We start from the raw sequence: 22,415 nt of genomic DNA, 5'->3' as shown, positions 1-22,415 counted from the left end.
AAAAACATTGAGTTTCTGGAGATCGCACCATGAAGCGTCGCAGTCTGATCAAGGCTTTCACCCTGTCCGCCTCCATTGTCGCCATGGGCCTGACCTGGACCGTGCAAGCCGCCGAGACCATCAAGGTCGGCATCCTGCATTCGCTGTCCGGGACCATGGCAATCTCCGAAACGTCGCTTAAAGACATGGCGTTGATGACCATCGACGAGATCAATGCCAAGGGCGGGGTGAACGGCAAGATGCTTGAGCCGGTGGTGGTGGACCCCGCGTCCAACTGGCCCCTGTTCGCCGAGAAAGGCCGGCAATTGCTGACCCAGGACAAAGTCGCCGTGGTGTTCGGCTGCTGGACGTCGGTGTCACGTAAATCGGTGCTGCCGGTGTTCGAGGAGCTCAACGGCCTGCTGTTCTACCCCGTGCAGTACGAAGGCGAAGAGATGTCGCCGAACGTGTTCTATACCGGTGCGGCGCCGAACCAGCAGGCGATTCCCGCAGTGGAGTACCTGATGAGCGAAGAAGGCGGCAGCGCCAAACGCTTCTTCCTGCTCGGCACCGACTATGTGTACCCGCGCACCACCAACAAGATCCTGCGTGCGTTCCTGCATTCCAAAGGCGTGGCGGACAAAGATATCGAAGAGGTCTACACCCCATTCGGCCATGCCGATTACCAGACCATCGTTGCCAACATCAAGAAGTTCTCTGCCGGCGGCAAGACTGCGGTGATTTCCACCGTGAACGGCGACTCCAACGTGCCGTTCTATAAAGAACTGGCCAACCAGGGATTGAAGGCTACCGACGTGCCGGTAGTGGCGTTCTCGGTGGGTGAAGAGGAACTGCGTGGCATCGATACCAAGCCACTGGTGGGCAACCTCGCGGCCTGGAACTACTTCCAGTCGGTGGAGAACCCGGTGAACACCAAATTCGTCGCCGACTGGAAAGCCTACGCCAAGAAACACAACCTGCCGGGCGCGGATAAAGCCGTGACCAACGACCCGATGGAAGCCACTTACGTCGGTATCCACATGTGGGCCCAGGCCGCCGAGAAAGCCAAGTCCACCGATGTCGACAAAGTGCGTGAAGCGCTGGCCGGCCAAACCTTCGCTGCGCCGTCGGGCTTCACCCTGACCATGGACAAGACCAACCATCACCTGCACAAGCCGGTGATGATCGGTGAGATCCAGGCGGATGGACAGTTCTCGGTGGTGTGGCAGACCCAGGAGCCGATCCGCGCGCAACCGTGGAGCCCGTACATCCCAGGCAATGACAAGAAGCCGGACTACGCCGTCAAGAGCAACTAAGCCCCAAGCGCCGATAAAAGTGTGGGAGGGGGCTTGCCCCCTCCTAGATAAAGCTTGTCCGCGCATGATCAGGACATTTGTTTATGCCCACTGCCCTCTACCGCTATTTCCTGGCCTTGCTGCTGTTGCTGCCCCTGGCCGCACACGCCAGCGACGCCGAAGACTTCCTGTCCGCCAACCCCAGCCAACAAGCCAAACTCCTCCAGGACTGGGCCGCCCAGCCCGACCCGGCACGCATCGAGTTGGTGGATGCCCTGCAACAAGGCCAGCTCACGCTCAACGGCGAAACCAAGACCGTGCGCCTGAACAACCGCCTGCGCGGCTTGATCGACAACGTGCAGGCCAGCCAACAACTGCTCGCGGCCGACCCGAAGGTGCGCCTGGCCGCTGCGCAAACCCTGCAAAAAAGCGCACAACCTGCGCAGTTGAAATTCCTCGACCAGCGCGTCGCCGCTGAAACGAATGAAGACGTGCACACCGCACTCAGCCTGGCCCTGGCCAATCTGCAATTGGTCGACAGCGACCCGGTGGTGCGCCTGGCCGCCGTGCGTTTGCTCGGCAGCACCGGCGACCCACTGGCCCGCACGCGTCTTGAAGCGCTGCTCGCGCCCGGCGTCGAAACCGATACCGCCGTGCACACCGCCGCCGAGACCAGCCTGGCCCAGGTCAAACGCAAATTGATGCTCGGCGAGATCCTCGGCCAGGCCTTCAGCGGCATGTCCCTGGGGTCGATCCTGTTGCTGGCGGCCCTCGGTCTGGCGATCACCTTCGGCCTGCTCGGCGTGATCAACATGGCCCACGGCGAGATGCTGATGCTCGGCGCGTATTCCACCTATGTGGTGCAGATGCTGATGCAGCGTTATGTGCCGGCCGCCATCGAGTTCTACCCGCTGATCGCACTGCCCGTGGCGTTTTTTGTCACCGCCGCCATCGGCATGGCCCTGGAACGCACGGTGATTCGCCACCTCTACGGCCGGCCGCTGGAAACCCTGCTGGCCACCTGGGGCATCAGCCTGATGCTGATCCAGCTGGTGCGCCTGGTGTTCGGTGCGCAGAACGTCGAAGTGTCCAACCCCGCCTGGCTGTCCGGTGGCATTCAAGTGCTGCCCAACCTCGTGCTGCCCTACAACCGTATTGTGATCATCGCCTTCGCGCTGTGCGTGGTGGTGCTGACTTGGTTGCTGCTGAACAAGACCCGCCTGGGCCTCAACGTGCGCGCGGTTACCCAGAACCGCAACATGGCCGCCTGCTGCGGCGTGCCCACCGGCCGCGTGGACATGCTCGCCTTCGGCCTCGGCTCCGGTATCGCCGGGTTAGGCGGCGTAGCACTGAGCCAGATCGGCAACGTCGGCCCGGACCTGGGCCAGAGCTACATCATCGACTCGTTCCTGGTGGTGGTGCTCGGCGGTGTCGGCCAGTTGGCCGGTAGCGTCATGGCCGCCTTCGGGCTGGGCATCGCCAACAAGATTCTGGAGCCACAGATCGGCGCCGTGCTCGGCAAGATCCTGATCCTCGCGCTGATCATTCTGTTTATCCAGAAACGCCCGCAAGGACTCTTCGCACTGAAAGGACGGGTGATTGACTGATGAACCAGCCATTGATGCTTACGGCCGCACAAAAGGCCGGTCCCAAGGTGACGATTGCCGTCGGCGTGCTGATGCTTGTTGTGCTGCTGGCGCTGCCTTTGCTGTCACTGCTGCCGGCGGACAACGCGTTGCATGTCTCGGCCTACACCCTCACGCTGGTGGGCAAGATCCTCTGCTACGCCATCGTCGCCCTGGCGCTGGACCTGGTGTGGGGCTATGCCGGAATGTTGTCCCTCGGCCACGGATTGTTCTTTGCCCTGGGCGGTTATGCGATGGGCATGTACTTGATGCGCCAGGCGTCCGGCGATGAGTTGCCGGCGTTCATGACCTTCCTGTCGTGGACCGAGTTGCCCTGGTATTGGGTCGGCACCGAGCACTTCCTCTGGGCGATGTGCCTGGTGGTGCTGGCGCCGGGCTTGCTGGCGCTGGTGTTCGGTTTCTTCGCCTTTCGCTCGCGGATCAAGGGCGTGTATTTCTCGATCATGACCCAGGCCCTGACCTTCGCCGGGATGCTGCTGTTTTTCCGCAACGAGACCGGGTTTGGCGGGAACAACGGCTTCACCAATTTCCGCAGCATCCTGGGGTTTGGCATTACCGAGCCGGGCACGCGGGCCGTATTGTTTGTGGCCACCGTCGCGCTGCTGGTGGCGAGTTTGTACCTCGGCTGGCGGCTGGCACAGAGCAAGTTCGGCCGGGTGCTGACCGCGTTGCGCGATGCCGAAAACCGTCTGATGTTTTGCGGCTACGACCCCCGTGGCTTCAAGCTGTTCGTCTGGGTGTTGAGCGCCGTGCTGTGCGGTTTGGCGGGCGCGTTGTATGTGCCGCAAGTGGGCATTATCAACCCCAGCGAAATGTCGCCGACCAACTCCATCGAAGCCGCCGTCTGGGTGGCGTTGGGCGGGCGCGGCACGCTGATCGGCCCATTGCTCGGCGCCGGTGTGGTGAACGGCATGAAGAGCTGGTTTACCGTGGCCTTCCCGGAATACTGGCTGTTCTTCCTTGGGGCGCTGTTCATCATCGTCACCCTGTACCTGCCCAAGGGCGTCATCGGCTTGCTGAAGAAATGAGGAACGTCATGCTCGAACCTATTTTTGATGCGGGCAGCGGCCGCGATGCCATCGGCCTTGGCCAGGCCGCCGGCAAGGGCCTCAACACCCGCCACGGCACCATCCTGACGCTGGAAGACATCAGCGTCAGCTTCGACGGTTTCAAGGCCCTCAACGACTTGAACCTCTACATTGGCGTCGGGGAATTGCGCTGCATCATCGGCCCCAACGGCGCGGGCAAGACCACGCTGATGGACGTGATCACCGGCAAGACCCGCCCCAGCCACGGTACCGCCTGGTTTGGTGAAAACCTCGACCTGACCGGCATGAGCGAAGTGCAGATCGCCCAGGCCGGCATCGGCCGCAAGTTCCAGAAACCCACGGTATTCGAAGCGTTGAGCGTGTTCGAAAACCTGGAGCTGGCGCAGAAGACCGACAAATCGGTGTGGGCCAGCCTGCGCGCGCGCTTGAGCGGCGAGCAGAAAGACCGTATCGAGGAAGTGCTCGACACCATCCGCCTGACGGCCTCGGCGCATCGCCAGGCGGGCCTGCTGTCTCACGGCCAGAAGCAGTTCCTGGAGATCGGCATGCTGCTGATGCAGGACCCGCAACTGTTGCTGCTGGACGAACCGGTGGCGGGCATGACTGACGCTGAAACCGAGTTCACCGCCGAACTGTTCAAGCGCCTGGCGGGCAAGCATTCGTTGATGGTGGTGGAACACGACATGGGCTTTGTCGGTTCGATTGCCGACCACGTCACGGTGTTGCACCAGGGCAGCGTGCTGGCCGAAGGGTCGCTGGAACAGGTGCAGGAAAATGAGCGGGTGATCGAGGTTTACCTCGGTCGCTGAGGCTTTATGTGGGCGCTGGCGCCCACAAGGGAATCGTGGAGGTTTTGAACATGTTGCAAGTCGACACGCTGCACCAGTACTACGGCGGTAGCCACATCCTGCGCGGGCTGTCCTTTGATGTGAAAGTCGGCGAAGTCACCTGCCTGCTCGGCCGTAACGGCGTAGGCAAGACCACCTTGCTCAAATGCCTGATGGGTTTGCTGCCGGCCAAAGAAGGTGCGGTGAACTGGGAAGGCAAAGCCATTACCGGGTTCAAGCCGCACCAGCGTGTGCACGCGGGGATTGCCTACGTGCCTCAAGGCCGAGAGATTTTTGGGCGGCTGACGGTGGAAGAAAACCTGTTGATGGGGCTCTCGCGCTTTCCGGGCTCAGAAGCCAAGGAAGTGCCCGCCTTCATCTACGAATTGTTCCCGGTGTTGCTGCAAATGAAGCACCGCCGTGGCGGCGATCTGTCCGGTGGTCAGCAGCAGCAATTGGCGATTGGCCGCGCCCTGGCCAGCCGCCCGCGCCTGTTGATCCTCGATGAGCCCACCGAAGGCATCCAGCCGTCGGTGATCAAGGAGATCGGCGCAGTGATCAAGAAACTCGCCGAGCGCGGCGATATGGCGATCCTGCTGGTCGAGCAGTTCTACGACTTTGCCGCCGAACTGGCCGACCAGTACCTGGTGATGTCCCGGGGTGAAATCGTCCAGCAAGGCCGAGGTGAAAATATGGAACGTGAGGGTGTACGTGGTCTCGTAACCATCTAATCTGTAGCCTCCTGACGATAAGCACACGCCATGAACCTGCCCGTTTCCCCTGCCCTGTTCACCCCCAGCTGGCACGCCGAGCTGGAACTCGGCTACGCGCGTTTCGGCGACACCACGCGCCCGGTAATGCGCCGCCACCTCGGCCCGCTGCGGGTGCAGAAGCACCTGTACGCCGAAGGCCCCGAGGTGTGCCAGCACATTATCGTGCACCCGCCTGGCGGGATTGCCGGCGGTGATCGCCTGGATATCAGCGCCCATGTCGGTGCCGGCGCCTGGGCGCAATTGACCAGCCCTGGCGCGGCCAAGTGGTACCGCGCCAGCGGCCCGGCGTATCAGCAACTGGACCTCTGTGTGGAAGCCGGCGCCACGCTGGAGTGGCTGCCCCAGGAAACCATCGTCTTCAGTGCCGCCCAGGCCGAACTCACCACGCGTATCGAACTGCACGGCGATGCGCGGCTGTTCTACTGGGATGTGGTCGCCCTGGGGCGCCCGGCCAGCAATGAGCGTTTCGACCTCGGCCACTTCCAATCGCACCTGGATATCCGCCGCGACGGCCAGTTGCTCTGGCACGAGCGCCAGCGCATTGTGGGCGCCGACGGCTTGCTCGACTCGCCCATCGGCCTGGACGGCCAACCAGTGTTCGCCACGCTGCTGGTGACCGGCGATATAGAGCCCGAATTACTCGAACACTGCCGCGCCCTGCCCCACACCGTGCGCGGCGACCTGACCCAACTGCCCGGCTTGCTGGTCGCCCGCTGCCTGGCCAGCGAAGCGTTGCTGGCGCGGGGATGGTTGATTGATTTATGGAAATTGTTACGCCCCGTCATGTTTGGGCGAGAGGCGGTCGCACCACGAATCTGGAGCACATGAAGATCAATATGTGGGAGGGGGCTTGCTCCCGATAGCGGTGGGTCCGTGACAGATGTATTGCCTGACACTGCCCTATCGGGGGCAAGCGCCCTCCCACACTTGATCTCCATTGTATTTACGAATGTATTTCACGACGGACTGAACCATGGACCTGACCCCACGGGAAAAAGACAAACTGCTGATCTTCACCGCCGGCCTAGTGGCCGAACGGCGCCTGGCACGCGGCGTGAAGCTCAACTACCCGGAAACCATCGCCTACATCTCCGCCGCCTTGATGGAAGGCGCGCGCGACGGCCGCACCGTGGCCGACCTGATGCATTTCGGCACCACCCTGCTCAGCCGCGAACAGGTGATGGAAGGCATCCCGGAGATGATCCCGGATATCCAGGTGGAAGCCACTTTCCCCGACGGCACCAAGCTGGTCACCGTCCACCAACCCATCGCCTGAGGCACGGCCATGATTCGTGACGCTACCCAAAACGATTTGCCGGCGATCCGCGATATCTACAACGACGCGGTGCTGAACACCACAGCGATCTGGAACGAACAACCGGTGGACCTGGGCAACCGCCAGGCGTGGTTCAGCGCACGGCATGCCCAGGGTTATCCGATCCTGGTCAGCGTCGAAAACGCGGAAGTCACCGGCTACGCCTCCTTCGGCGACTGGCGCCCCTTCGAGGGCTTCCGCTACAGCGTCGAACACTCGGTGTACGTGCGCAACGACCAACGCGGCAAAGGCCTCGGCCCACTGCTAATGCAAGCCCTGATCGAACGCGCCCGCACCTGCGGTAAACACGTGATGGTCGCCGCCATCGAAAGCGGCAACCAGGCCTCGATCCGCCTGCATGAGCGCCAAGGCTTCATCACCACCGGGCAGATGCCCCGAGTGGGTATCAAGTTTGGTCGCTGGCTGGACCTGACCTTTATGCAACTGGCTTTGAATCCGGGCGCGGAACCGCCCAAGGAGTGAGATCGATGAATGCCGCGCACCTGCGTCGAGTCAATGCAGAAAGTTTTGCCCACTACCGCCTGGGTTTGATCGAGCTGTTGCTGGACGCGGTGAAGCACGGTGCTTCGGTCGGCTTCATGGCTGACTTTGATGAGGCTCAAGCGCGCGCTTATCTGAGCGGCGTACAAGCGAGCATCGAAGACGCCAGCCTGCTGCTATGGGTCGTGGTACGCGACGAGCAGGTGATCGCCAGCGTGCAGTTGGCGCTGTGCCAGAAGGCCAATGGCCTGAACCGCGCCGAGGTGCAAAAGCTGCTGGTGCACAGCAGCGCGCGCCGGCATGGCCTGGGCCAACAGTTGATGAACACCCTGGAACTCGCCGCGCGCCAGCACAAGCGCGGCTTGCTGTACCTGGACACCGAAGCCGGCTCGCCGGCCGAAGCCTTCTACCAGTCGCTGCGCTACACCAAGATCGGTGAGCTGCCCGACTACTGCCAAAGCCCGGACGGGCGCTACAGCCCGACCGCCATCTACTTCAAGACCCTGGGGCAACCTGCATGATTCCTGGTGAATATCAGATCCAGCCTGGCGATATCGAACTCAACGTCGGCCGCCGCACCGTCACCCTCAGTGTGGCCAACAGCGGCGACCGGCCGATCCAGGTCGGCTCGCATTACCATTTTTTCGAGACCAATGACGCGCTGACCTTCGACCGCGCCGCCAGCCGTGGCATGCGCCTGAATATTCCAGCGGGCACGGCGGTGCGGTTTGAACCGGGGCAGAGCCGTGAAATCGAGTTGGTGGATTTGAGCGGCGGGCGGCGGGTATTCGGGTTTGCCGGGCGGATCATGGGCGACCTTTAGGGCCTCATCGGGGGCAAGCCCCCTCCCACGTTTTGACCGCGTTCACCCAACAAAGGTGGGAGGGGGCATGCCCCCGATAGCGATTTCATATTCAACACATATCTTCAGGGCAATCACATGAAAATCAGCCGCCAAGCCTACGCCGACATGTACGGCCCCACCGTCGGTGACAAGGTCCGCCTGGCCGACACTGAGTTGTTCGTCGAGGTCGAAAAAGACTTCACCGTCTATGGCGAGGAGGTGAAATTCGGCGGCGGCAAAGTGATCCGCGATGGCCAGGGCCAGAGCCAGTTGCTCGCCCATGAAGTGGTGGACACGCTGATCACCAACGCGCTGATCATCGACCACTGGGGCATCGTCAAGGCCGACGTCGGCCTGAAAAACGGCCGCATCCACGCGATCGGCAAAGCTGGCAACCCGGACATCCAGCCCGGCGTGACCATGGCCATCGGCGCCAGCACCGAAGTGATTGCCGGCGAAGGCATGATCCTCACCGCAGGCGGCATCGACTCCCACGTGCACTTCATCTGCCCACAGCAGATCGAAGAAGCGCTGACCAGCGGCGTCACCACCATGATCGGCGGGGGCACGGGACCTGCCACCGGTACCAACGCCACCACCTGCACCTCGGGCCCGTGGCACCTGGCGCGCATGCTCCAGGCCAGCGATTCGTTCCCGATGAACATCGGTTTCACCGGCAAGGGCAACGCCAGTTTGCCCGAGCCATTGATCGAGCAGGTCAAGGCCGGTGCCATCGGCTTGAAGCTGCATGAGGACTGGGGCACCACCCCGGCCAGTATCGATAACTGCCTGAGCGTGGCCGATGACTACGACGTGCAGGTGGCGATCCACAGCGACACCCTGAACGAATCCGGCTTCGTCGAAACCACGCTGGCCGCGCTCAAGGGCCGCACCATCCACACCTATCACACCGAAGGCGCCGGTGGCGGTCACGCACCGGACATCATCAAGGCGTGTGGCTTCCCCAACGTGCTGCCCAGCTCGACCAACCCGACCCGGCCGTTCACCCGCAACACCATCGACGAACACCTCGACATGCTGATGGTCTGCCATCACCTGGACCCAAGCATTGCAGAAGACGTGGCCTTCGCCGAAAGCCGCATCCGCCGCGAAACCATCGCCGCCGAAGACATCCTGCATGACCTCGGTGCGTTCTCGATGATCAGCTCCGACAGCCAGGCCATGGGCCGCGTCGGCGAGGTGATCACGCGCACCTGGCAGACCGCGGACAAGATGAAAAAACAACGCGGAGCCTTGCCCGGCGACGGTCCCGGCAACGACAACTTCCGCGCCAAACGCTACATCGCCAAGTACACCATCAACCCGGCGATCACCCATGGCATCAGCCATATTGTCGGTTCGATCGAAGTGGGCAAATGGGCCGATCTGGTGCTGTGGCGCCCGGCGTTCTTCGGCATCAAGCCGACCCTGATTCTCAAGGGCGGCGCGATTGCCTCCAGCCTGATGGGCGACGCCAACGCCTCGATCCCCACCCCGCAACCGGTGCACTACCGCCCGATGTTCGCCAGCTTCGGCAGCTCGCTGCACGCGACCAGCCTGACTTTTATCAGCCAGGCGGCCTTGGACGCCGGATTGCCCGACGCCCTGGGCTTGAAGAAGCAGATTGCCGTGGTCAAGGGCTGCCGGAACGTGCAGAAAGCCGACTTGATCCACAATGACTACCTGCCGGATATCGAGGTGGACCCACAGACCTATCAGGTCAAGGCCGACGGCGTGTTGCTGTGGTGCGAGCCGGCGGAGGTGTTACCCATGGCCCAACGTTATTTTCTGTTCTGACGTCGGTCAGTCGCGGGTACAACGTGTGGCTGATGAGCCCGCCGGGGATGTAGCCGAAGACAAGGTCATGACCGATACCTTATTGGGTGATGAAGCCGTCATCGTATTCATCACCCACAAGACGCAGGCCTTAACTATGCAGGGTTGTCCGGTTATGCCTGTTCGGCCATTTCAGCAGCGGTCAGCCCTTTGATGAGGGCTTGCTTGAGGGTCGACCACTCATTCATCAAGGCGTTGCTGGCGTTACGGTAGCGCTCGCTGGTGAGATCATCTTCGGTGCTCAAGGCTTCAAGCCGCGCCAGGATGGGGTCGCGGTTAGCCGCAAACTGATCAGCGTATTTGCGCTGTAAAAACACCTGCCAGAACTCGCGCTGAGTGGTGGCAATAAATGCCTTGGCCGAGCCCTCCAACCCCAGCACTTCAGCTTCGGCCGCGGCCAGCATCTGCGGGGTAACCTGCGCAGTGGCCAGGTAGACCGCCTCTTGCGGTTGCCCCGGTAAGCCCAGGCGGTCGCGCAAGCCGATACGGTAGGCCAGGCGTATTTCCACGCGGTCGATCGCCAGGGCCCGTTTCACCTTGCTTTTGAGCGTGTCGTGGGACTGGGCAATGACTTCAAGACGCGTGTCGGCATCTCGCTGTGCAATACGCTCCACTTCATCGAGACGAAACAGGCCCTGGGCCAATTTGAGCAAGCGGGTTGAGGCCTGTGCATCATCAACCACGCCCACTTCCTCGTCAGACAGGCGGCGCAATTCCAGCCGGCTGAACACCAACGTAATACCGTCTTGGCAGGTGTCTACTTCACCCGCCAACTCAAACAGGCTTTCGCGCAGCTCACCCGATTCGGCCGCCGCATCCAACAGGGCCCATACCCGTGTGGCCAAATTCGAATAGGCGTTTTTGTAATCATCGGTTTTGCTCAACTCACTCAACAGCCTGAAAAACTTCTCGCTGGGCAGGATTGTTCCGTCGGGTTCCACACCCGGTGCCTCGCGCTCGATCAGCGCTTCGTTGAGCAGTGTCCAACGCTCGGTCCTGGCGGCCCGCTCCCCCTCAGGCACATCACGCATCCATTGCGCCAAGCGCTCGCTGGCGCTGGCTATCACCGGCTCTGGCGCCGTCACTGCCAGCGGCCCTTGGGGCACCCTGCCCGGCTGGGTGACCCGTACGTGCACCTCTGCGTAGTCATCGAGCCCCTGGGCGGAAAACGGGTTACCGTCCAGGTAGGTGGCGATAAAAATTCTGCGCATGGCGACAGGGTCCTCGTCAGCCGGGTCCAGCAGCTCGTTGGACGCCTGGGTGATCTGATTGTCACGCAGGTCGAGGATCTCAAGGTTCACCAGCGCGCGCAGGCCCGAGGGCATGCGGGTCAGGCCCATGCTGACCAGATCAATGTGGGTCAGCCACGTCAGGGCGCTCAGATCCAGCGCGCCCTCCAGTGGGTTGCCTCGCAGTGTCAGCCGACGCAAAGCCGTGCAGCGTTGCAAGAGCGGGGTATCGAGGGTGGTCAGATCATTGTTGGCTACGTCCAGGGTTACCAGACGCGTCTGCTCACCCAACGCCGCAGGCACCTGCGTCAGGCGGTTGTTGGGGGCCTCGAACGTTTTCAGATGAGGGAACGCGCGTAAAAACTCGGCCGGGACCTCAAGCAAGCTCATGTGCCCCAGGTCGATAAAGCTGATGAACGGAAAGGACCCGGCAGGCAAGACCGGCAATGTGGGCGCCTCGAAACCGTTGAAGCTGAGTTTGTAACCCATAAACCGGTGACTGCGACTGTAAACAGGCTCCCCTGCGACCTCCTGCCAACTGTTGAGCAGCTTCATGCGGATGACGCTGCGCGCATAATCGGTAGCCCGCACCACCTTACCCTCTTGCGCGGGCCACTCCAGGGCCAGCCCATGCCAGGCGTCGAGGGTCTGCTTCAAACTGGCGAACTGCGCCTCCAACTCGGTGAGGCGCGCCCCGCGCCGGTCAGCCAGGCTGCGCAAAAAGCTATCGACTTCGCTGGTGCGCCAATAGGGGTAGATCTGACGCACTCTTGCGCGGTCCTGATTGGTCACTTCGCAACCGCCGTTCATAAGGCCACCTCCTCACACACGGCATTCAAGGGGTAGCCGTCACGACGGGCGGCCACGCGCATCACGCGTTCAAACCAAGGTGTTTCCACCGGCAGGTTCAAGGCCTTTCTCAGGGCCTTGGGTGCCAGTGCGTTGTCCTGAATCGCGTGTTTCAACGCAGGCGCCTCACTCACATGCGGCCGTCCCATGGCGGTACGTTCGCTATCGGGCAGAGCGTGTTGCAACGCGGCATACAGGGTGTCCGGTGCATGCAGCTCATGGCCTTGGCCGTCGAATGCCTGATACCGCGTGCCGTTTTTCACCAGCACTTTGGTCTCAAGCGCAAACGGTGGACCAACGCTGGTGCGCAGCGAGCCGGACAGGGACTCATCGCGAAGCTCAATACGCACCTCGCCGCTCCATCCCGGCAGGGTTTCCAGGGTTTTAAGCACCAGCGTTGGCGTGTCGGGATTGGCCGGACTCTCCAGGTAAAGGCCTTCATACGCCCGTGCTATTCGTACACGCTGCTGCAGGTACCGCAGTGCTTCGCTGATCCGCAGCGGTATCAGTCGGCGCTGCTCGGCGCTCGGACCAAAGGGCGTGTTCAGGGTCTCAAGCTCCTTGGGTGTCGCTCGGTAAAGTACCTCCCGAGCGATGCTGGTGGGCATCTCGGGGAAACGGCGTTGGATCACCTGAATCAATGCCCGTTGTGAATCACCACTCAGCAGCGGTTCGTCGCTGTAAAGACTGTTGAACAGCCGCTGCCCACTGCGCTCGGCGAAGGCGGCCAGCCGCTGCTGCAACTGCGCGGCCCGCGCCGTGGCGCCCGCAGGGGCATGCTGGCCCAGCACCTGTTTGATCTGTTCGTCGTTAAGGAATTGCACACTACGTTCGGGCAGTTTCCCGGCCATCAAGTCGGCCTTGGACACCCTCAGGATGTCACCTGCCATTGCGCTGCGCAGGCCATAACGCGCCTGCTCACCGAACGGGCTGAACACCTCGATGACGGTGTTGGCGCGCCATCCAGGGAGGTCGACCATCAGTGCCGCCGCGTAGTCGCACAGCGTGCTGCTGCAACGGCCGCGACGTATCTGCTCAATGACCTCACGCGCATCGGCATCAGCGGCAAAGCGCCGCAGCGTGTCCTTGAGCAGGCCGGGAAACGGCTCGGACTCGACGTACAGCTTGCGTAAGACGTCCTCGCTCATCGTGCTGACGGCCAATATCTGCTTACGCTGCACATCATCGAAACGCTCGAACGCCACGCCCAGACGGTCACGCAGCTGCGCACCTTGCCATTGCAGCGGCTGGTCGAGTTCATGGGTCCAGACCCCTTCGCCGTTGTGGCGCAAGCGCGGTTGGTAGGCGTTGCCGCGCGTGGGATGGCGCGCGGAGTAATGACCGCTTTGCGGGTCTTGCACGACCTCGTACTGCTGTTCGTCCAGCAGCAGTACCGAACGCCCCGGTAAACGATACAGCCCCAGGTGGTCCGGCTGTGAGTCGGTGGGCAGCGGCACACGTCGCGCATACGCCGACAGGTTAGGCTTCCATAAGCGCGTTTGACCGTTGGGCAATTTGACCGCCTTCAAGCCCTCGACAAATGGCGAGGCCACGTAGTGAAAGATCACCGCCATTTCCGCCAGCGTCGCCAGGCTTTCGAGAACGTCGGTCAGGTGCGCCCACGCGGCCTCAACATCGCCCTGGCGCCAATCACGCACGCCCTCGAAGACACTGCTGATCAACTGGTTGGCGGTCACCAGCAGCATCGCGGCGCCCACGGGCGGTGCCACAAAGGCGGCAATGCCGACGACGAGCATGCCCACATTCAGGAAGTTGGACAGTCGGCGCTCGCGCGTCAGGGTGTCTTCCTTGGCGGTGGAGACCGCCAGCACCTGACCATCGTCCAGCCGGCGCTGACGCCACTGGCCGAACATTTCGTACCAGATGCCTGAAAGACCGACCCACTGGAAGTTCAGCGACAGGCTGATATGCAGTTCAACATTTTCCCGAGGGTCACGTCGCCAGTGACGATCCTCGATGGGGCCTTTCAAGTTCGAGACAGGGCTGAGGTATTTGAGGTAACCGCGCAGGTCGTCCTTCCAATTGCTCCCCGCTGGAGAATCCAGAACCTTTTGAGTCAGGCGCAGGAAAAAGTGCGGCCGGTCCTTCTCCGAGAGAAAACGGCTGAAAAAACGCTGGTAGTCGGTGAGCACGTCGCGCCCGCTGTCAATACGGCTGCCCTCGGGCCGGTACATCAGTTGGTGGGTCAACTCTGCTTCGAAATCACGGAAGGACGGATAGGTTTTCACCGGGTGATCGGGGTCATCCGGGATGTAGGCAATGACGTAACCACCGTCGTAGCGGTTGGCGTGTGTGCGAAAAAACACGGCACACTCCGTCAGGTTGTAGCCCAGGATGCGCAGCGGGCTGTAGGTGACCGGACGTCCGTTGTCCCGGACATCGTCTTTGTCATGGATCACGTCAACCAACAGCTCGTAGTGCCGAAGTTCGATGTCTTCTTTCAATAGCGCCAGATACGCCGCCGCTTTTAACGCCGCCTTTTGGTTCAAGGTGTACGCGGTGGAAATGGCGACTTGCTCCGCCTGCGTACCGCCGTGGAAAAAATCATTTAAGTGTTTGGCGTAAAGCCCACCGATATCCAGGGTTCGGCAAATCGCTACAAACTGCGCCAGTGTGAGCTTGATCCGAACGATATCGAAATGTCCCTGGGCATCGGGCGCACTGATAAATGAAGACACGCTGTCGAAGTAATCGGGCTGGGCTTCAAACGCCTCGAAGTTGTTCAGGGCCGCCTGTAACAGAGAGAACGTGCGGGTGCGATAACCCGCCGTATTAACGCCCACGGGTATGCCGAAAAACGTGTATTCCACCGGGTAATAAAGCCGCAGCCAGGTGTTATCGACATCCAGCTCATGGCCGGCCGCTTTGAGGGCCGCCACCAGCAAGGGTTTGGCGAAGCCTGTGATGTCCTGAATGCCCCGGTTCGACAGATCGAACTGGTTTTGCGCGTGGCAACTGGCCTCGGTCAGTGTTTTCAAGACTGACTGCTGGGGTTCGGTGAGTGCCTCGTACCCGTCGGGGCTGTCGGGCTGTATCGCTTTGAGGGCTTTGCGCCGAGCCGTTGACGATTGCAACAGGCACTGCGGGATGGCGTTTTTGATCAGTTCAAAGTGGACGCCTTGATGGGGCGTCACAGACGTGTTTGTGGCTGACAGTTCTGGCATTGCGGGGACCTGCGCGTAAATTAAGACGGATCGCTTAATCTACGCACGGCCCCCTGCAGATGGACGTCAACTAAATACCCCTTAGTTGCTCCAAGCTTCCCTCGGATCGAACGCGGCCTTTTGCGCCAGTTCCTGCCACAGCGCCTTGACCTCGTCATCCGTGTTCTTCGGCATGACGGCCTTGAGTTGCACAAACAGGTAGCCGCGCTGCCCGGCCTTGTTCAGCAAGCCATGGCCCTTGGCGCGCATACGCTGGCCGTTCTGGCTGCCGGCCGGCACCTTGAGGTTGATCTTGCCGGTGAGGGTCGGCACCGCCACTTCCGTGCCCAACGCCAATTCCCATGGCGCCAGGGGCAGGTTGATGATCAGGTTTTCGCCGTCCACTTCGAACTTGGGGTGCGGGGCAAACTTGATGATCAGGTACAGGTCGCCATTGGCCCCACCGCCAATCCCCGGCGCGCCCTGGCCCTTGAGGCGGATACGCTCGCCATCGGCCACACCGGCCGGGATCTTCACATTCAGGCTCTTGGTGGTGTTGCTGACATGGCGGCCCGAGGCGTCGTATTGCGGCACCTGGAAGCTGATCTGCTTAGACTCGGTGGACAGCGTTTCCTCCAGGAATACCGACAGCTGCATCTCCACGTCCTGGCCTTTACGCCCGGCAGGACGGCGCTGGCCACCCCCGAAGGCATCGCCGCGCGAGCCGAAGATCGAGCTGAAGAAGTCCGAAAAATCCTCACCACCGCCGCCACCGCCATAGCCGCCACGGCTCTGCCAGCCCGGCGGTCCCTGGAACGGCTGGCCATGTTGGCCGTATTTGCGCAGTTCGTCGTATTCGGCGCGTTTGTCGGCGCTTTTAAGCGCTTCATAGGCTTCGGACGCGTCCTTGAACTTGGCTTCGGCGTCTTTTTCCTTGCTGACATCAGGATGATACTTGCGTGCGAGCTTGCGATAGGCCGCCTTGATTTCCTTGTCATCGGCGGTCGGCTCGACACCCAGAATCTTGTAGTAGTCTTTGAAATCCATCGGCGGTTCACCATCCTTTATCGAGATCGCACAGCCCGGGGCACAACGTGCGCTGCTTTGCACCTGTTGAGTCTTGTGGCCTGGGGGTGCGTCAAAGTGTTATCGGCACTTGCCGTATGCAGCAGATGTGGGGGCAAATCCCCCAGTTTCAAGCACGATTTAACGGATGGTCGGCCTACGCATCCGCCCTCGACTGGCATACACTGCGCGGCCGTTTTTCAACCGGAACCCGATAGACATGAAAAACCCATCCCCAGCCCGTGCCTGCGGTATCGACTTTGGCACGTCCAACTCCACCGTCGGCTGGATCCGTCCCGGCATGGAAACGCTTATCGCGCTGGAGGACGACAAGATCACCCTGCCGTCGGTGGTGTTCTTCAACTTCGAGGAGCGCCGCCCGGTCTACGGTCGCCTGGCGCTGCACGAGTACCTGGAGAACTATGAAGGCCGGCTGATGCGCTCGCTCAAGAGCCTGCTGGGTTCCAAGCTGATCAAGCACGACACCAGCGTGCTCGGCACCGCGATGCCCTTCACCGACCTGCTGGCGCTGTTTATCGGCCAACTCAAGAGCCGCGCCGAAGCGAACGCCGGCCGCGAGTTCGAAGAAGTGGTGCTGGGCCGCCCGGTGTTCTTCGTCGATGACGACCCGATGGCCGACCAGGAAGCCGAAAACACCCTGGTCGACGTGGCGCGCAAGATCGGCTTCAAGGACATCTCGTTCCAGTACGAGCCGATTGCGGCTGCATTCGACTACGAGTCCACCATCGAGAAGGAAGAGCTGGTGCTGATCGTCGACATCGGCGGGGGTACTTCCGACTTCTCCCTGGTGCGCCTGTCCCCGGACCGCCGTCACAACGACAACCGCCACGATGACATCCTCGCCACCGGCGGTGTGCACATCGGCGGTACCGACTTCGACAAACAGCTCAGCCTGCAAGGCATGATGCCGCTGTTCGGCTACGGCAGCCGCATGAAAAGCGGCGCCTACATGCCCACCAGCCACCACATGAACCTGGCCACCTGGCACACCATCAACTCGGTGTACTCGCAAAAATCCCAGCTGGCCCTGGGCAGCATGCGCTACGACATCGAAGACACCGGCGGCATCGACCGCCTGTTCAAGTTGATTGAACAGCGCGCCGGGCACTGGCTGGCGATGGAAGTGGAAGAAACCAAGATCCAACTGACCCACGAAGACAGCCGCCACGTGTTGCTGGACCGGGTTGAACCGGGGTTGAGCGTGGAGCTGAGCCGGGCACTGTTTGAGTCGGCCATTGATGGCTTGCTGGAGCGCGTGCGCAACAGCGTTACGCAACTGCTGACCGACGCCTCGGTGAGCGTGGCGCAGGTGGACACGGTGTTCTTTACCGGGGGTTCCAGCGGCATTCCGGCACTGCGCCACAGCATCTCGGCGATGTTGCCGAATGCGCGGCATGTGGAAGGGAATATCTTTGGCAGTATCGGTAGCGGGTTGGCGATTGAGGCCAGTAAGCGGTACGGCAGCTGAGTTTTATCTGAAAGACCGCGTCGTGCCCATCGGGGGCAAGCCCCCTCCCACTTTTGAATGTGTTCACAGATCAAAATGTGAGAGGGGGGTTGCCCCCGATGAGGCCCGCCCAGGCAAACATGCCTTAAACCATTCCGCCCAGCTTCAGCTCACTCTTCAAATACGCATAATAAATCGGCCCAGCCACAACGCCCGGCAGGCCGAATGCGGCTTCAAACACCAACATCGCCAACAGCAACTCCCACGATTTGGCACTGATCTGCCCGCCCACGATCCGCGCGTTGAGGAAATACTCGACCTTGTGGATCACGATCAAATACCCCAGCGCCGCCACCGCCACCCAGATCGACAGCGACAGCGCGACGATGGTGATCAGGGTGTTGGACATCAGGTTGCCGATGACCGGCAGCAGGCCGAGCAGGAAGGTCAGTACGATCAGGGTCTTGGTCAGCGGCAGGTGGATCCCGCACAACGGCAGCACCACGGCCAGGAATATGGCGGTGAAGGCAGTGTTGAGCGCGGCGATCTTGATCTGGGCGAAAACAATGTTGCGAAACGCCTGGACCAGCAGGTGCAGGCGGTCGAACAGCGCGGCGGCCAGGGGTTTGCGTTTGGTCAGGTCGGGCACGCGTTGCAAGGCGATGATGGCGCCGAGCACCATGCCGATCAGCAGTGTAACGAACATGTGGGCGGCGTCTTTGCCGACCAGTTGCAGTTCACTCAGGTGCTTGCTCAGCCAATCGCCGATGGCCACGCGGAACTCGGCGGCACTGGCGGGCAGGTAGGCGTCGAGGAACGGCGGCAATTGGCCGCGCGCACGGTCGACCACGCCCATGAATTTGTCGAGGGACGCCCCAGGGTTTTCCGCTTCGTGGAGCAGGAAGCTGATGGCGCCGGCAAAGATCAGGGCCAGCACGCTGACAATCAAGGTGCCAAGCAAAGCCACCGCCAGCCAGCGCGCGCGCCGGCCTTCGATCAACCGTTGCAGTTGGGGGGTGAGCATGTTGACCAGTTCATAGACCAACAAGCCGGCCAGCAGGCTGGGCAGCAATTTGAGCGGCAGCACCAGCAGCAACCCGCCGAAAATGATGATGTAGCTGGCCAGCAACAACACATGACGCTGAGAAAACGTTGGCATACAGCCTCAAAACGAGCGGCGTTAAAGGATGGGCAGTCTGCCAGCCTTGAGTGAATCAAGCGAGTGGGTAGGTGGTGAATGCGATCAAGTGTGGGAGCTGGCTTGCTGTGGTGAGTGGGGCTTGCCCCTCGACGGCATCACCACACATTCAAATAGGGCTGCTCCGCAGCCCAGCGCGGGACAAGCCCGCTCACCACAAAAAAACCGCTCCCACAGTAGATGGGCGTAATCAGCTACCTTTCAGGCAGGTGCTCATAAAGGTTTTACGCGCATCACCGGTCAGCGCTTTGGTTTTCGCCGACGCATTGCAATCCTTCATCTTCTGCTGCTGCGGTGTCAGGGTCTTGGCGTCATTGGCCGCCGGGGCCGACAGGCAGGTCTTCATGAACGCCTTGCGCTCATCGCCCTTGAGCGTCTTGGTGGTGGCTTCGGCGTTGCAAGTGGTCATTTTGTTTTGCTGGGCGGTGGCGGCAAAACCCTGGGAACACAGCAGCAGGCCCATCATCAACAGCGGAATTCGCAGCATCTTCATGGAGTTTTCTCCCTGTTACCGTGCCGGAAGGCACGGCCTACCCAGCAGTGTAGCCAAAGCTTGTTACATCTTCATCGGCCGCGGATATGCGTCCGACGGTACTGCTCAGGGGTGCAACCGGCCTGGCGCTGGAACATGGCAATAAACGCCGACGCGGTGCTGTAGCCCAAGTCGAACCCCACCTGTTGCACGCTGCGGTCGCTGTCGAGGGCCTCGATGGCCGCCAGGTAGCGCAGGCGTTGGCGCCACTCGCCAAAGCTCATGCCCAGTTCCCGCACAAACTGGCGCGCCAGGGTGCGTTCGCTCACGTGCACCTGTTCGGCCCAGTGCGCCAGCGGGCGGTTGTCGCCGGGGTCGGCCTGCATGCCTTCTAACACACCGAGCAGGCCGGGGTGACGGGCGTAGGGCAGGAAGCACTCATGGATTGGCGCTTGCTTGAGCTGGTCCACCAGCACTTGGGCCAGGCGCATGTCAGCGTCAGTGTGCGGGATATTCACGTCACGCAGGGCGAAGTCGCTGAGGATGGCCTTGAGAATATCGCTGATGGCCAGGGTGCAAGGCTGCTGCGGCAGTTGCTCGCAGAGTTCCGGCGCCAACCCCACCGAGTGATAGACGATCGCTTCGGCGTTGTAGGAGCTGTGCTCGGTATGCGGCGGCACCCACACGGCGTACTGCGGCGGTGACATGAAGCGGCTGCCGGCCACTTCCATGCGCATCACCCCCCTCGCGGAGTAATCCAGCGAGCCCCAGAAATGCTGGTGTGGGGTGCATTCGGTATCCGGTGCGAAGTCCGAGTAGCGGAAGTACACCGGGCTCGGCAACCGAGGGAAATCCGCAAGGCGTACGTTGTGCTTGGCCATATTGTCTGGATACAAAGGTCGTTTGTCTGGATCGCAGTATAAGCTTCGATCCAGACAATGGATAATCCTGCCTCATCTACACACCGGGCTCCTTTCGATGCAATACGCTTATCCCTTGCTGGCCATTTTTATCTGGGCCGGCAACACCGTCGTCAACAAACTGGCTGTGGGCTCGATCTTCCCGGCGGAAATCGGCTTTTATCGCTGGCTGCTGGCGGCGCTGCTGTTTACGCCATTCATGGTCAAGCCGGTGATCGCCAATTGGGCGCTGATCCGCCCGAACCTGGGCAAAGTGTTCATCCTCGGCGTACTCGGCATGGCGGTGTATCAAAGCCTGGCGTACTACGCCGCGTCGCTGACCAGTGCCACCAACATGGGCATCATCCTGTCGCTGATGCCGTTGATGGCGCTGACGGCGGCCATCATCAGCCTCGGCCAGCGCCTGACCTACGGCGCGCTGACCGGCGCGGTGCTGTCATTCGCCGGCGTGGTCGTGGTGGTGTCGGCCGGCAGCCTCGGCGCATTGCTGGAGCATGGGGTCAACCTGGGCGACGGCATGATGCTGGTCGCGACCCTGGCGTATGCGGTCTACAGCACCCTGCTGAAGAAATGGCAACTGCGCCTGCCACCGCTGGTGTTGCTGTATCTACAGGTACTGGTGGCGGTGGTGGTGCTGTTTCCGCTGTTCCTGTTCTCGGCCAAGGCCGGCCTTGGCTGGGCGAACATTCCGCTGGTGCTGTATGCATGCCTGCTGGCTTCGATGTTGGCACCGCTGGCGTGGATGCATTCGGTGAAGACCTTGGGCCCGAGCCGCACGACGTTGTTTTTCAACCTGCTGCCGCTGATCACCGCGTTGATTGCCGCCGTGGTGTTGAAGGAAGAACTGGCGCTGTATCACTTGGTGGGCGGTCTGCTGACCTTGGGCGGGGTGATCTTGTCGGAACGCTGGACCACGCCGGTCAGTGCTGCCTGAACCATCGCTATCGCAGGCAAGCCATATTCGGCCACATTCCAAAGGTGGAACTCGGTCGAATATGGGGCGGGCTTGCTCGCGAAGAACGAAAACGCGGTCTCCCGACTAGACTCCAGCAGCCTTGAGCCTTTGCGCATGCTCGACAAATAGACGGATCGGCTCCGCGCCCTTGCCCACCAGCCCCAGCGACTGGTTGACGATATCAAAGTGGTCCAAGGGGTAGTCATCACCGATCACCAAGCCCAGGTGTGAGCTGTAGCGCCCGACCATGCCGTCGCACTGGCCCTTTTCGCGCACGAAGCTGCGGGCGAACACGCGGCAGCTGCGATTCGTGCCGTCGAAGAGGTTGCGGCCACGGTCGGTGATGCCCGGTTGCAAGGTGCCGGACCACGAGTAATAGCGCACGCCGTTGACCTCCTCGGCGCCCTGCCCGCCCCATGTCTGCGGCAACCCCTGTGGATAGTTTTGATTGAACAGCGCCACGCCGGCGCTGGTCAGGGAGTGATGGGACGCCTGCAAATCCGCCTTGAAGCGTGGCCCGCGGGACCCGGTTTCCAACACGCCCATCACCCAGGCGGCCAGGTGAAACAGCGCGCTCATGATCCGACCTTTGGCGCCGTCAACCGGGTAATGGGTGTGGATATGGTCTGCCAGTTCCGACCCATGGTTGGGCCCGGCCACCGAGGTCACCGACGCCACCCACTCCGGGCGCTTGGCCGCCGCGTATCGGGCAGTGAGTGCGCCTTGGCTATGGCCGATCAGGTTGACCTTGTCGGCCCCGGTTTCACGGCGAAGGCGCTCGATCTGCACCAGCAATTGCTCGCCGCGCACCTCGCTGGAATCCAGCGGCGCCACTTGTACGGGAAACACCTGCGCCCCACCCGCCCGCAGCGCCGGGACGATGCCGTACCAGTAGGGGAACCACCCCAGGCGCACGAATCCGAGCATGCCGGGCACCAACACCAGGGGGTAACGCGTGGCTAATGACTGCGGCATGGGCCGAACGTCCGTGATCAGGAAGGGATGCCAATAGGCTAGCCGAGTCCCGCGA

Annotated in this window: 20 protein-coding genes; 13 read left to right on the top strand and 7 right to left on the bottom strand. The window is 61.6% G+C overall.

Annotated features, from left to right (window positions below; translation table 11 throughout):
* Positions 1-29: 29 nt before the first annotated feature.
* From urtA to ureC, 11 genes are all read left to right on the top strand, one after another.
* Positions 30-1,295 carry an urea ABC transporter substrate-binding protein gene (gene urtA, locus QCBJ_RS15490; protein WP_012721972.1) on the top strand — a complete coding sequence of 422 codons (1,266 nt, stop codon included), beginning with the start codon at positions 30-32 and terminating at the stop codon, positions 1,293-1,295.
* An 83-nt stretch (positions 1,296-1,378) separates the two neighbouring features.
* Positions 1,379-2,881, top strand: a complete 1,503-nt coding sequence (urtB, locus tag QCBJ_RS15485; protein WP_064053954.1) for an urea ABC transporter permease subunit UrtB — start codon at positions 1,379-1,381, stop codon at positions 2,879-2,881.
* On the top strand, positions 2,881-3,948 hold the full coding sequence (gene urtC, locus QCBJ_RS15480) for an urea ABC transporter permease subunit UrtC (RefSeq protein WP_102061142.1): 1,068 nt from the start codon (positions 2,881-2,883) through the stop codon (positions 3,946-3,948). Before urtB ends, urtC begins: the two co-directional genes overlap by 1 nt.
* Entirely contained in the window at positions 3,945-4,778 is an 834-nt protein-coding gene (gene urtD, locus QCBJ_RS15475; RefSeq protein WP_163825838.1) for an urea ABC transporter ATP-binding protein UrtD, read from the top strand. Before urtC ends, urtD begins: the two co-directional genes overlap by 4 nt.
* A gap of 50 nt (positions 4,779-4,828) precedes the next feature.
* A complete protein-coding gene (gene urtE, locus QCBJ_RS15470) occupies positions 4,829-5,527 on the top strand; it encodes an urea ABC transporter ATP-binding subunit UrtE (RefSeq protein WP_012721968.1) in 699 nt (232 codons plus the stop codon).
* 30 nt (positions 5,528-5,557) lie between these two features.
* Positions 5,558-6,397 carry an urease accessory protein UreD gene (locus tag QCBJ_RS15465; RefSeq protein WP_102061141.1) on the top strand — a complete coding sequence of 280 codons (840 nt, stop codon included), beginning with the start codon at positions 5,558-5,560 and terminating at the stop codon, positions 6,395-6,397.
* Between the two features lie 145 nt (positions 6,398-6,542).
* Entirely contained in the window at positions 6,543-6,845 is a 303-nt protein-coding gene (locus QCBJ_RS15460) for an urease subunit gamma (RefSeq protein WP_010213535.1), read from the top strand.
* A 9-nt stretch (positions 6,846-6,854) separates the two neighbouring features.
* Positions 6,855-7,367: a GNAT family N-acetyltransferase gene (locus QCBJ_RS15455; protein WP_012721966.1), complete on the top strand. Its 513-nt coding sequence runs from the start codon at positions 6,855-6,857 to the stop codon at positions 7,365-7,367.
* 5 nt (positions 7,368-7,372) lie between these two features.
* Entirely contained in the window at positions 7,373-7,906 is a 534-nt protein-coding gene (locus tag QCBJ_RS15450; protein WP_012721965.1) for a GNAT family N-acetyltransferase, read from the top strand.
* Positions 7,903-8,208: an urease subunit beta gene (locus QCBJ_RS15445; RefSeq protein ID WP_012721964.1), complete on the top strand. Its 306-nt coding sequence runs from the start codon at positions 7,903-7,905 to the stop codon at positions 8,206-8,208. Before QCBJ_RS15450 ends, QCBJ_RS15445 begins: the two co-directional genes overlap by 4 nt.
* A gap of 117 nt (positions 8,209-8,325) precedes the next feature.
* Positions 8,326-10,026, top strand: coding sequence for an urease subunit alpha (gene ureC / locus QCBJ_RS15440; RefSeq protein ID WP_046033944.1), 1,701 nt, complete (start codon positions 8,326-8,328; stop codon positions 10,024-10,026).
* A gap of 152 nt (positions 10,027-10,178) precedes the next feature.
* Here ureC and QCBJ_RS15435 read toward each other — a convergent pair whose 3' ends face one another.
* The 3 genes from QCBJ_RS15435 to QCBJ_RS15425 form a co-directional block, all read right to left on the bottom strand.
* Positions 10,179-12,104 (bottom strand): NEL-type E3 ubiquitin ligase domain-containing protein, encoded by a 1,926-nt coding sequence (locus QCBJ_RS15435; RefSeq protein ID WP_102061140.1) that lies wholly within the window; start codon positions 12,102-12,104, stop codon positions 10,179-10,181.
* Positions 12,101-15,142 carry a dermonecrotic toxin domain-containing protein gene (locus QCBJ_RS15430; protein WP_145994231.1) on the bottom strand — a complete coding sequence of 1,014 codons (3,042 nt, stop codon included), beginning with the start codon at positions 15,140-15,142 and terminating at the stop codon, positions 12,101-12,103. Before QCBJ_RS15430 ends, QCBJ_RS15435 begins: the two co-directional genes overlap by 4 nt.
* A gap of 267 nt (positions 15,143-15,409) precedes the next feature.
* Positions 15,410-16,354 carry a DnaJ C-terminal domain-containing protein gene (locus tag QCBJ_RS15425; RefSeq protein WP_012721960.1) on the bottom strand — a complete coding sequence of 315 codons (945 nt, stop codon included), beginning with the start codon at positions 16,352-16,354 and terminating at the stop codon, positions 15,410-15,412.
* A gap of 238 nt (positions 16,355-16,592) precedes the next feature.
* Here QCBJ_RS15425 and QCBJ_RS15420 point away from each other — a divergent pair, with 238 nt between their 5' ends.
* Positions 16,593-17,861, top strand: a complete 1,269-nt coding sequence (locus tag QCBJ_RS15420) for an Hsp70 family protein (RefSeq protein ID WP_012721959.1) — start codon at positions 16,593-16,595, stop codon at positions 17,859-17,861.
* Between the two features lie 124 nt (positions 17,862-17,985).
* Here the strand turns inward: QCBJ_RS15420 and QCBJ_RS15415 are convergent, their stop codons facing one another.
* From QCBJ_RS15415 to QCBJ_RS15405, 3 genes are all read right to left on the bottom strand, one after another.
* Complete coding sequence (locus QCBJ_RS15415; RefSeq protein ID WP_012721958.1) at positions 17,986-18,999, bottom strand: AI-2E family transporter; 1,014 nt, start codon at positions 18,997-18,999, stop codon at positions 17,986-17,988.
* A 229-nt stretch (positions 19,000-19,228) separates the two neighbouring features.
* Positions 19,229-19,531: a PsiF family protein gene (locus QCBJ_RS15410; RefSeq protein ID WP_010213547.1), complete on the bottom strand. Its 303-nt coding sequence runs from the start codon at positions 19,529-19,531 to the stop codon at positions 19,229-19,231.
* Between the two features lie 71 nt (positions 19,532-19,602).
* Positions 19,603-20,391 (bottom strand): helix-turn-helix transcriptional regulator, encoded by a 789-nt coding sequence (locus tag QCBJ_RS15405; protein ID WP_102061138.1) that lies wholly within the window; start codon positions 20,389-20,391, stop codon positions 19,603-19,605.
* Between the two features lie 97 nt (positions 20,392-20,488).
* Between QCBJ_RS15405 and QCBJ_RS15400 the strand changes: the two genes are divergently transcribed.
* On the top strand, positions 20,489-21,364 hold the full coding sequence (locus QCBJ_RS15400; protein WP_012721955.1) for a DMT family transporter: 876 nt from the start codon (positions 20,489-20,491) through the stop codon (positions 21,362-21,364).
* Positions 21,365-21,469: 105 nt separating this feature from the next.
* Here the strand turns inward: QCBJ_RS15400 and QCBJ_RS15395 are convergent, their stop codons facing one another.
* Positions 21,470-22,360, bottom strand: coding sequence for a triacylglycerol lipase (locus tag QCBJ_RS15395; protein WP_012721954.1), 891 nt, complete (start codon positions 22,358-22,360; stop codon positions 21,470-21,472).
* Between the last annotated feature and the right edge of the window lie 55 nt (positions 22,361-22,415).

Source organism: Pseudomonas sp. QC2 (assembly GCF_002859085.1).
In the GTDB taxonomy this organism is placed as follows: Bacteria; Pseudomonadota; Gammaproteobacteria; order Pseudomonadales; family Pseudomonadaceae; genus Aquipseudomonas; species Aquipseudomonas petroselini.
Note: the sequence above shows the minus strand (reverse complement) of the source record. Positions and strands in the feature narration are given on the sequence as shown.